This is a genomic window from Winogradskyella sp. 4-2091 (assembly GCF_045765065.1).
Lineage (GTDB): Bacteria > Bacteroidota > Bacteroidia > Flavobacteriales > Flavobacteriaceae > Winogradskyella.
Genome location: NZ_JBJKOD010000014.1, coordinates 1 through 12,401, shown reverse-complemented (window position 1 = coordinate 12,401; position 12,401 = coordinate 1). Strand labels below are relative to the sequence as shown.

Annotated in this window: 5 protein-coding genes; 3 read left to right on the top strand and 2 right to left on the bottom strand. The window is 34.1% G+C overall.

Annotated features, from left to right (window positions below):
* Positions 1-27 precede the first annotated feature (27 nt).
* Both rpoC and ACJBCC_RS14785 read left to right on the top strand, forming a co-directional pair.
* Complete coding sequence (rpoC, locus tag ACJBCC_RS14790; protein ID WP_299103082.1) at positions 28-4,329, top strand: DNA-directed RNA polymerase subunit beta'; 4,302 nt, start codon at positions 28-30, stop codon at positions 4,327-4,329.
* A 118-nt stretch (positions 4,330-4,447) separates the two neighbouring features.
* The gene (locus ACJBCC_RS14785) at positions 4,448-4,765 is read left to right on the top strand and encodes a DUF3467 domain-containing protein (RefSeq protein WP_299103084.1); all 318 of its coding nucleotides are present in this window, start codon (positions 4,448-4,450) and stop codon (positions 4,763-4,765) included.
* A 232-nt stretch (positions 4,766-4,997) separates the two neighbouring features.
* Here the strand turns inward: ACJBCC_RS14785 and ACJBCC_RS14780 are convergent, their stop codons facing one another.
* Together ACJBCC_RS14780 and ACJBCC_RS14775 are read right to left on the bottom strand one after the other, a co-directional pair.
* Complete coding sequence (locus tag ACJBCC_RS14780; RefSeq protein WP_299103087.1) at positions 4,998-5,228, bottom strand: (4Fe-4S)-binding protein; 231 nt, start codon at positions 5,226-5,228, stop codon at positions 4,998-5,000.
* A gap of 128 nt (positions 5,229-5,356) precedes the next feature.
* A complete protein-coding gene (locus tag ACJBCC_RS14775; RefSeq protein ID WP_299103089.1) occupies positions 5,357-6,946 on the bottom strand; it encodes a peptide chain release factor 3 in 1,590 nt (529 codons plus the stop codon).
* Between the two features lie 428 nt (positions 6,947-7,374).
* Here ACJBCC_RS14775 and ACJBCC_RS14770 point away from each other — a divergent pair.
* Positions 7,375-12,401: hypothetical protein (locus tag ACJBCC_RS14770; protein ID WP_407557609.1), on the top strand; the 5,027-nt coding region annotated here is incomplete at its 3' end.

The following is a 12,401-nucleotide window of genomic DNA, read 5'->3' as shown; positions in this document are numbered from 1 at the left end:
GACTGAAGACTGAATACTATAAAGAACATGGCAAGAAAACAAGATAAGAATACAGTACAGAAATTTAATAAAATTTCTATTGGTTTAGCATCACCTGAGTCTGTTTTAGCAGCATCTCGTGGAGAGGTATTAAAGCCAGAAACTATTAATTATCGAACTCACAAACCAGAAAGAGATGGTTTGTTCTGTGAGCGAATTTTTGGTCCTGTAAAGGATTTTGAATGTGCTTGTGGTAAATATAAAAGAATACGTTACAAGGGTATTGTATGTGACCGTTGTGGTGTAGAAGTTACAGAAAAGAAAGTACGTAGAGATAGAGTAGGGCACATTAATTTAGTGGTACCTGTTGCTCATATTTGGTACTTCCGTTCGTTACCAAACAAAATAGGTTACCTTCTTGGATTACCATCTAAGAAATTAGATATGATCATTTATTATGAGCGTTACGTGGTTATTCAACCAGGTATTGCGATGAATGCTGAAGGTGAACCAATTCAAAAAATGGATTTCTTAACTGAAGAAGAGTATTTAAATATCTTAGATACTATTCCTCAAGAAAATCAATATTTAGACGATACAGATCCAAACAAATTCATCGCTAAGATGGGTGCTGAGTGTCTTATCGATTTATTAGCAAGAATTGATTTAGATCAATTATCTTATGATTTAAGACATAAAGCTAATAACGAAACGTCTAAGCAACGTAAAACAGAAGCTTTAAAGCGTTTACAAGTAGTAGAAGCGTTTAGAGATTCTAATGAAAACAGAGAAAACAGACCAGAATGGATGATCATGAAGGCTGTACCTGTAATTCCACCAGAATTAAGACCTTTAGTACCTTTAGATGGTGGTCGTTTTGCGACTTCAGATTTAAATGATTTATACCGTCGTGTAATTATCCGTAACAACCGTCTTAAGAGATTGGTTGAGATAAAAGCACCAGAAGTAATTTTACGTAATGAAAAACGTATGTTACAAGAATCTGTAGATTCTTTATTTGATAACACGCGTAAATCATCTGCAGTAAAAACGGATTCTAATAGACCATTAAAATCATTATCAGATTCACTTAAAGGTAAGCAAGGACGTTTCCGTCAAAACTTATTGGGTAAGCGTGTTGATTATTCTGCACGTTCTGTAATTGTTGTAGGACCAGAATTAAGATTATTTGAATGTGGATTGCCAAAAGGAATGGCAGCAGAGCTTTACAAACCTTTTATTATTAGAAAATTAATAGAAAGAGGAATTGTAAAAACTGTAAAATCTGCAAAGAAAATTATAGATAGAAAAGAGCCTGTAGTTTGGGATATATTAGAGAATGTTTTAAAAGGACATCCAGTTCTTTTAAATCGTGCTCCTACGTTACACAGACTTGGTATACAAGCATTCCAACCTAAGCTTATTGAAGGTAAAGCAATTCAGTTACACCCATTAGTGTGTACTGCATTTAATGCCGATTTTGATGGTGACCAGATGGCTGTGCATTTACCATTAGGACCAGAAGCTATTTTAGAATGTCAATTATTAATGTTGGCTTCACATAATATACTAAATCCAGCTAATGGATCGCCAGTGACCGTACCTTCTCAGGATATGGTACTTGGTTTATATTATATGACTAAGCTTCGTAAATCTACACCAGAGGTTCCAATAAAAGGAGAAGGTTTAACTTTTTATTCACCACAAGAAGTGACAATTGCTTACAATGAAAAGCAAGTGGACTTAAACGCTGGTATTAAAGTTAGAACAATGGATTTTAACGAAGAAGGTGAATTAACTCAACAAATTATAGAGACTACAGTTGGTCGTGTACTTTTCAACGAAAAAGTGCCTGCTGCTGCTGGTTATATAAATGAGGTATTAACTAAAAAGTCGTTAAGAGAAATTATTCACGGTATTCTTAAAAAAACTAGCGTACCTGAAACGGCTGATTTCTTAGATGAAATAAAAACACAAGGTTATAAGTTTGCATTCCAAGGTGGATTATCATTTAGTTTAGGTGATATTATTATTCCACAAGAAAAGCATACAATGATCGCTGCTGCTAATAAACAAGTTGATGGTATTATGGGTAACTATAATATGGGACTTATTACTAACAATGAGCGTTATAACCAAGTTATTGATATTTGGACTTCAACAAATGCAGAATTGACTGAATTGTCTATGAAGCGTATTCGTGAAGATCAACAAGGATTTAACTCAGTATTTATGATGCTAGATTCTGGTGCAAGGGGTTCTAAAGAGCAAATTCGTCAGTTAACTGGTATGCGTGGATTAATGGCGAAACCTAAAAAATCTAATGCAGGTGGAGGAGAAATTATTGAAAATCCAATTCTTTCTAACTTTAAAGAAGGTCTTTCAATTTTAGAGTACTTTATCTCTACTCACGGTGCACGTAAAGGTCTTGCCGATACAGCTCTTAAAACGGCCGATGCTGGTTACTTAACGCGTCGTTTAGTAGATGTGTCTCAAGATGTTATTGTATATGAAGAAGATTGTGGAACATTAAGAGGTATTGAGGTTGCTGCACTTAAGAAGAATGAAGAAATCGTTGAGAGTTTAGAAGCTAGAATTGTAGGTAGAACATCTTTAAACGATGTTTACGATCCATTAACTGAAGAGTTATTGGTTGAAGCTGGTGGACATATTGATGATATTATCGCCAAGAAAATCGGTAATTCTCCATTAGAGTCTATCGAAGTGCGTTCTCCATTATCTTGTGAAGCTAAGAAAGGAATTTGTGTTAAATGTTATGGTCGTAACCTAGCTACTGGTAAAATGGTACAACGAGGTGAAGCTGTAGGTGTTGTTGCTGCTCAATCAATTGGAGAGCCAGGTACACAGTTAACATTACGTACGTTCCACGTAGGTGGTATTGCAGGTAACATTTCAGAGGATAACAAATTAACTGTGAAGTTTGATGGTATTGCTGAAATTGAAGATCTTAAAACTGTAAAATCTAAGGATAACGAAGGAAACGAAGTTGACGTTGTAATCTCTAGAACTTCAGAATTGAAATTAATGGATGCTAAAACAGGAATTGTTTTAAGTACTAATAATATTCAGTATGGTTCTCATATTTTTGTTAAGCCAGGTGCTAAACTTAAGAAAGGTGACGTAGTCTCTCAATGGGATCCTTATAATGGTGTAATTATTTCAGAATTTGCTGGTAAAGTAAAATATGAAAATATTGAGCAAGGTATTACATACCAAGTTGAAATTGATGAGCAAACCGGTTTCCAAGAAAAAGTAATTTCAGAATCTAGAAACAAAAAATTAATACCAACGTTATTAATTGAAGATTCTAAAGGAGAAACTATTCGTTCTTACAACTTACCAGTAGGTGCCCACATAATGATTGACGATGGTGATAAAATTGAAATTGGTAAGATTTTAGTTAAGATTCCTCGTAAATCTGCTAAAGCTGGTGATATTACTGGTGGTCTTCCTCGTGTAACTGAGTTGTTTGAAGCTCGTAACCCTTCTAATCCTGCTGTTGTAAGTGCGATTGATGGTGTAGTTTCATTTGGTAAAATTAAGCGTGGTAACCGCGAAATTATTATCGAATCTAAGCAAGGTGATATTAGAAAATACTTGGTAAAATTATCTAATCAGATTCTTGTACAAGAGAATGATTACGTGAAAGCAGGTATGCCATTATCAGATGGTTCTATTACACCTAACGATATCCTTAATATTAAAGGCCCTTCTGCTGTACAGCAATACTTAGTGAATGAAGTTCAAGAAGTATACCGTTTACAAGGTGTGAAGATTAATGATAAACACTTCGAAGTTGTTGTGAGACAAATGATGCGTAAAGTTAGAATTATTGATTCTGGCGATACGATTTTCTTAGAAAATCAATTAGTTCATAAATCAGATTTCATTGAAGAAAACGATAAAATTTTCGGAATGAAAGTGGTTGAAGATGCTGGTGATTCACAGAACTTAAAGTCTGGTCAAATCGTGACTGTTAGAGATCTTAGAGATGAGAATTCTAGCTTAAGAAGAGAAGATAAAAATCTTGTAACAGCAAGAGATGCTAGTCCAGCGACTGCAACTCCAATTTTACAAGGTATTACAAGAGCTTCATTACAGACTAAATCGTTTATCTCTGCGGCATCGTTCCAAGAAACAACAAAAGTTCTTAACGAAGCAGCTGTAAATGGTAAAGTAGATTCTCTTGAAGGACTTAAGGAAAATGTAATAGTTGGTCATAGAATACCAGCAGGAACAGGTGTAAGAGAATACGAAAACATCATAGTAGGTTCTAAACAAGAATTTAATGAAATGATGAAGGCTAAAGAAGAAATGAATTTTAATTAATTCGGAGTTTCTTTAATATATTAAAATAATAAAAGCCTTCTTGTAGTTTACTTGAAGGCTTTTTTAATTAAAAATAAATGAATCTCAGATTAAAGAGATTCAATTAAACCTATTTAAAATGGCAGACGAAAAAAATAACCCTAAGAAGGGACAAATTAATATAGAATTAGACGAAAAAATAGCAGAAGGTACTTATTCTAACTTAGCAATCATAAACCACTCGGTTTCAGAATTTGTTGTGGACTTTGTGAGTATAATGCCGGGAACACCAAAGAGTAAGGTAAAATCTAGAATCATTTTAACACCACAACATGCAAAACGTTTATTAAAGGCCTTAGCAGATAACGTTACAAGATTTGAAAAAGCCCATGGAGAAATTAAGGATTATGAACAACCACCTATCCCATTAAACTTTGGACCAACAGGTCAAGCTTAAAATATTGTGTTATTGATTTTGTTAATGAATGCAATAAAAATAATTGATTTTATTAATGAAAAACAATCGATTTAAATATAGTTTTTACGAATAATTTTATTTCTTGCCTATAGTTTTATAGTTTTTCATAAATAACTCCTAAAAACATATTTAAAATAAGAATTTGTATTCTGTATAGTCATATTCATAAAAAAAGCCTTTAATTTTTATTTAAAGGCTTTTTTTATTTTGGTTAAGCAACATCTTTTTGATTTAAATGATATTGTAATGCACCAGATGGACATTTTTTGATTTGATTAATAATGTCATCCGTTTGAGCTCCTTCTAAATTAATCCAAGGAATAACTGAACTTCTAAATACAGTTGAAAGCTGTTTTGCACATAATTCAGCATTAGAGCAACAGCGTGGTTTGTAGGTAACAGTAATTTCTGCGTTACTGAAAACGTTTTCGTTTATTTCCATAATAAGTAGATTAGTTGGGTTTAATCTTAATTTTTAAACAATCAAAAGATAATTTAACGTGGGTAATATACTGATTAAATGCACATTATAACGATGAACGGTATTATTTTCGATGAAATGCATGATTTTTATTCAAATTCTGAAGTCATATGAAATGTTATACTTGGGTACTTTTGCTGTGACATTTGTAATGAAAACATAGAATCTGCTAAGAAAACCAACTGATTCTGTTTGTCTCTAGCTAAATAGCGTTGCTTAACTCTAATGAACTCTTTGTATTCCTCGCTCTTTTCATTTTCAGTTTTAATCCAACAGGCCTTGTGTACATTTAAATTTTCGTAAGTACACTTGGCACCATATTCGTGCTCGAGCCTATATTGTATCACCTCATATTGTAATGCTCCAACAGTTCCTATTACTTTTCTACCGTTAAAATCTAGTGTAAATAATTGGGCTACACCTTCGTCCATTAATTGGTCTATGCCTTTATATAACTGCTTGGCTTTCATTGGGTCAGCATTATTAATATACCTAAAATGTTCTGGTGAAAAACTAGGAACTCCTTTGTAGTTTAAGACTTCACCTTCAGTAAGTGTGTCTCCAATCTTAAAGCTACCAGTGTCTTGTAAACCGACAATATCTCCTGGATATGATATATCTACGATTTCCTTTTTTTCAGCAAAAAATGCATTAGGGCTAGAAAACTTTAATTTTTTATTATGTCTTACATGTAAATAAGGTGTATTTCTTTTAAATTCTCCAGAAACTATTTTTATAAACGCGAGTCTATTTCTGTGATTAGGATCCATATTGGCATGGATTTTAAATACAAAACCACTAAATTGCTTCTCGTCTGGATCAACCAAACGCTCTTCACTTTGTTTAGGTCTTGGTTTTGGAGCGATTTCAATAAAACAATCGAGTAGTTCACGTACTCCAAAATTGTTTAAGGCAGAGCCAAAAAAGACAGGCTGTTGGTTACCAACAAGGTATTCATCTTTATTAAATTCAGGATATATGCCAGAGACGAGTTCAATCTCATCTCGTAAAGTATTTGCTGCTGTTTCTCCGACAAGTTTGTCTAGTTCTGTAGATGATAAATCTGAAATTTCAATAGTTTCTTCTATATCTTTTCTACTGTTACCTGAGAAAAGATTGATATTTTTCTCCCATATATTATAGATTCCTTTAAAGTCATATCCCATTCCAATAGGAAAACTTAGTGGCACAACTTTTAAGCCTAATTTTTGTTCAATTTCATCTAAAAGGTCAAAAGCATCTTTACCTTCTCTATCCATTTTATTGATAAATACGATAATCGGTATATTTCGCATTCTACAAACTTCAACTAACTTTTCTGTTTGTTCCTCTACACCTTTTGCTACATCAATTACCACAATCACACTATCTACAGCGGTTAGAGTTCTAAAAGTATCTTCAGCAAAATCCTTGTGACCTGGTGTATCTAAAATGTTTATTTTAATACCGTTATATTCAAAAGCCAAGACAGAGGTTGCAACAGATATACCACGCTGACGTTCAATTTCCATGAAATCACTGGTAGCTCCTTTTTTTATTTTATTACTTTTTACTGCTCCAGCTTCTTGTATAGCGCCACCAAATAGTAATAATTTTTCTGTAAGGGTTGTCTTTCCGGCATCAGGATGCGATATGATTCCAAACGTACGTCGTCTGTTTATTTCTTTTATAAAACTCATAAGATTTTCTTCAATAGATTTGCAAATATAATAGTATTAAGGTATTTATCTGAAGAAAGAAAAACCAAATGAATTCTTAATTCGTATATATGTAAAAACTGTCATTTTTTTTGTAGTTTTACTTATGTTAATTGGGGATTAATTTTTTGAAGTTGATTAATAGCTAGAATCTCTTCGCTTTTAATACTTAAAATTTTTTAGGATGTCCTAATCTGTCCGTATAAATAATTCTATGATTTAATAATATTTAGAAATATGGATTTATCTTACAATATATTTTGTTTATCACACCTTGTCGAATATATTTGTCTTTTTAGCGATAGCTATGTTCGATTTATCAATAAAACTGAATTATACATCAACCATCTAACTATATGAAAATCTCTACTCGATTCTCGTTTACAAAATTTATTGGGCTCAAATTAAAATTGTCTTTAATATTAAGTAATATTTACTACTCTAAGTTTATCATTATTTTCTTATGCGCCTTCATAGGTTCTTTTAAGATTAGTGCTCAGCAGGAGGTTACAACTATTTATGGTGATCAAAGCGGATTTTTTACATCATCCATTATAACCAATACAACCGCAACAGATTCCAATAACTTAATTGGATTTGAAGCAGATGGTCAAACCTATTCAACGGGTGTTGATGATTCAATTTTAACTGCAAATGGAGTGTCTTTTACAGCATTAAATTTCCATGCTTTTCCGGCTCCTGGATCTATTAACTATTCAACCCAAGAGTTATTAGGAGTTGCCTATAATTGGGGAGGTACTCTTCAGACAAATGCTCCAACGGATTATATTAATAATTTTTCGCCAATTATACCCGCAAATTTTATTCGAGATGGTGCTAACGGATTAGAATTAGGTACAAATTTTTTCAATATTAATAGTCAAGATATTTCATACGATTATTTAACTGTACCATCTGCTGCGGCAATAACAGATAATATTCCTGATATAATTGTTAATCAAACGGGTGCTCCAGGAGGAAGTGATACGTTTAGTTTTGTAGATAGTTCTGGCACTGTTGTGGGTAACATCGTAGTCGTCGATTTTACTTCTACATCTGTGGTCTCTGGCATGGATTGGACTATTTATAGAGTCAATACAGTCACAGGAGTAGTTGATAATACATTTGGTATAAATACATATAGAGACTTGAGAGTTTTATCTTTTAAGTTAAGTGATTTTGGGATAACTCTAGCTAACGCAAGCCAAATAACAGGTTTCGTTCATAATTTATCGGGAAATACTGATATTGCATTTACTGCCTACAATACAGATAGCATTATATTTAATTCAATTGATTTGAGCGTTGAATCTCAAATATTTTCTCCGGAGAGTTATTGTACAACAAATACTGTAGAGTTAATTAATGTTATATCAAATAATAGTAATAATGGGACTGCTGCTAGTTTTGAAGTAGATGCACCAATACCGCCTGGGCTCAACTATGTTTCAAGTACTGCAGTTTTTTCTGCTGGTTCTAATGCATCTGCGAGTTATGATATAAATTCTGACAATTGGCTAATCTTTGGCCTAGAGGATGGTGAGAACGTAGTTTTAACTGTTGAAACGTCTTTTGCATCCCTCCCTTTTCCATTAACATATAATTCGGAAATTATTGAATTAAATCAGACAGACACTGATCTAAATAATAATACTGATACTGTAACAATTTCTTATAATGACTCGGATAATGATGGTTATTTTGATGTTTGTGACAAAGATGATGACAATGATGGTATTTTAGATGTAGTAGAATGTCAAAATTATGCTCCAATGCAATTTGTAGGATTGTCGAGTACAGTGCAAAGCTATACTGTTTTAAATACAACTTTAATGCAAAGTACTACTGGTTTTGTTGATGTTGCGGATACAGACAATAATGGTAACGTGGCACTGCGAGATAACGGTAATACAATGAGCCTTAATGCGTCTAATCCTTCTACTTTCCTTATTTCTCCTGCAACAAATACAGGTGTTAATTTTGACGGAATTGATCAATGGACTTTGTCGGCTACAGGTTCTACATTTGTAGTAAATGATCCATTGAACGGCTTAAACATTATGTCTAACGCAGTAGGCTCAATTACATTTGGTCCTGCAACTAGTAACCCTCAGGGTTGGACTATCGAGGTTTACGATATCAACGATCTTACTATTATTATGGATTTTGGCAACGCACGTTCTGATTTGAACGTAGCCGTTATTGTACCATGTGTGGATAGGGATGGTGATGGTGTAAGTGATGATTTAGATTTAGATTCTGATAATGATGGAATTTATGATATTGATGAAGTAGGAGGAACAGACATTGATAACGACGGAATTGCTGATGGCACAGTAAGTACTGAAGGTATTCCGTCTTCAGCGAGTACTGGGATTGTTCCAATTGACACTTTAAGCGATGGAAGTTTCGATTTTCAAAATACAGATAGTGATGGAGATGGTTGTTCAGATGCAAACGAAGCTTATAGTGATAACAATGCAGACGGGAGCGATGGCGGACAGTTTGGAGTAAGTGATCCTGCAACAGTTGATCTTAATACTGGTTTGGTAACAGAAACCGGAGTTGATTATTCTTTAGGGACCAATGCAGCTGTGACTGATGAAACAGATTTTTCTGGTTGTAGTGCTTGTATTGACGTTATTCCAAGTGATAATCCTACTGCTGCAATAGTCGCAGGAGATGTAACTTTTGATATTGATAGTGGCTTAAGTGCAGGATTTCCAGCAGAATTAAATTCAATAACAATAGCTGGTCAACCTAATCCATTTTCAGCTATATATGCACCAAATAACTTAAATTATCAATATGCTAATCCAGCGGCTGGTAGCCAGTTTATTAGAGATCAGTTAACAACAACGGCCACAATTGCAGATGGACCAGAAATTTATAACGAAGCGTTATTAGCAGCTAATGCAGAGAACGACTTAAGGCATTATGTATCCATGGATAACACCATTGATCCTACTGATTTTAATGAGTATATTTACAATTCGCCAATTGCCGCTGCTTCAAACAGATATGTAGTAATTACTGAGCGAAATGGAAATAACGAATTAAGTTTACAAGCATTAGATGATAATTTGAATCCAATTGGAAATATTATTATAGCTGATGCTACTAACTATATTGATACAGGTGTTGGTACCGATTTTAATCAAAATGTTTTTGTTACTATTTATCCTTTAACGGCGTTTTTGCCTTCAGGTACAGATATCCAAGGAATTAGAGTGACTCAAACTGGGGCATCAGGTGGTGATGGTGGTGACGGTAAAGCTTTTATAATTTATGATCCAAGTTTCTTGGTACTTCCACCAACTATTGATATAACAACTTCTAGTATACAACCAGATTGTACGACTTTACAAGGTTCAATATCTGTTGATGCTACAGATAATGGTGGTGGAGCTATAGAATATAGTGTTAATGGATTAACAGGTCCTTTTCAATCAAACCCTAATTTTACAGGTTTAGTTCCGGGTTCTTATACTGTTGCCGTTAGGTATGTTAATTCTCCTAGTTGTACAGAAGAAGCTTTGAATCCAATAGTTTTAAATGTACCAGACATATGTGATATTGAGTCTAATAACGAATCAACATGTAATGATAATGGTACACCATTAGATACTACAGATGACACATTTACAGCTGATATTACTGTATATTTTAATAACCCACCAGCAACCGGAAATCTTGTATTATCTGGAGATGGTTCAGATTCAGTCCCAGTTTCTAGTTTAAGTGCACCTTCATATACCTTTGTAGGGGTTATGTTGCCAGCGAACGGTAATGATATTTCGTTAACGGCAACTTATTCTGCCGATCCAGCAAGAACATTAACTGTCAATGATGTAGTTGTAGCGCCATATGAGTGTAGCGATGATGCTTGTCCTGATACGATTCCTGGAGGTAACCCAACGGCTGCATTATTGGCGAGTGAAGTTAGCTTTAATATAACAAGTGGACCAAATGCAGGATTTCCGGCAGTCTTGAATTCTATCACCGTTTCTGGTCAAGCAAACCCATTCACCCAAATATATGCGCCTAATAATGTAAATTATCAGTATGCTAATCCAGGAGGAACTAGTCAGTATATTAGAGATCAATTATCAACAACAGCTACAATTGATGATGGTGTCGAAATTTATAACTCAGCATTATTAGCTGCAAACTTTGAAAACGATTTAAGACATTATGGATCAATGGATGACACTATAGATCCTACAGATTTTAATGAATTTATATATAACACTTCAATTGCAGCAGCCTCTAATCGTTATGTGGTAATTTCTGAGCGTGACGGAAATAATGTATTAAGTATTCAGGCTTTAGATAATTCATTAAACCCAATAGGAAATGTCATAATTGCTGATCCTTCAAATTATATAAGTACAGGTATAGGCACTGATTTTAATCAGACTATCTATTTAGCTATTTACCCATTAACAGCTTTAGTGCCTTCAGGTACTGATGTACAGGGAATTAGGGTTACACAAACTGGCGCAGCAGATGTTGGTCCTAACTTTGAGGATGGTGGTGATGGAAAAGCATTCATTATGTATGATAATGCGTTTTTAACGCCTCCACCAACTATTAGTCCTGCGACATCAGCTGTTCAACCAACATGTTTAACAAGCACTGGGGCAATTAGTGTAGTTGCTGTAGATAATGGTGGTGGAGCAATAGAATATAGTGTTAATGGATTAGCTGGTCCTTTTCAAACTGACCCTAATTTTACAGGTTTAACAGCAGGTTCTTATTCTGTCGCTGTAAGATATGTAGGTAATACGGACTGTGCTGAAGTTGCTTTGGAGCCTATTGTTTTATCTGATGCTAATTGTAGTATTAGTCTAATTAAGAGCGTAACAGGAGTTACGTCTTTAGGTAATGCAGGTATTATTGATGATGAAATAACTTATGAATTTACTGTTACAAATACAAGTGATGAAGTTTTATCAGACATAGTTATAACAGACCCTTTAATAGGAACTATAACTTGTTCTTCTACAAGTTTAGCCGTTGGAGCAAGTACTACTTGTAGTGGTACTTATGTAATTACACAGACTGATATAGATGCTGGTGGTGTAGAAAATTCAGCAACTGTAAGAGCGGAAGTACCAGGAGGAAATACATCAGATCCAAATGATGATATTATTGATGTGTCAGATACAGGAACTACAGGTGATGGTACTATTGTAACTGATCCAGAAACTGTAGAGACAGACGATATAGATAGTGTTAATGGAAATAATAATGATGGTGATACAACAAATGACGTTACGCCATTCGAAATTACACAAACTCCTGAACTTACAGTTACAAAGTCAACAAACGGAACTGTTACTCCGGCTGGTTTACCAGGTTTAATAGATGACACTATAGATTACACGATTACGGTAAGCAACACAGGAAACGTAACCTTAACTGACATTGATTT

Bases quoted from the DNA above. Each gene is read 5' to 3' on its own strand.
- ACJBCC_RS14775 (WP_299103089.1), bottom strand. From the start codon at position 6,946: ATGAGTTTTATAAAAGAAATAAACAGACGACGTACGTTTGGAATCATA.
- ACJBCC_RS14785 (WP_299103084.1), top strand. From the start codon at position 4,448: ATGGCAGACGAAAAAAATAACCCTAAGAAGGGACAAATTAATATAGAA.
- ACJBCC_RS14780 (WP_299103087.1), bottom strand. From the start codon at position 5,228: ATGGAAATAAACGAAAACGTTTTCAGTAACGCAGAAATTACTGTTACC.
- rpoC (WP_299103082.1), top strand. From the start codon at position 28: ATGGCAAGAAAACAAGATAAGAATACAGTACAGAAATTTAATAAAATT.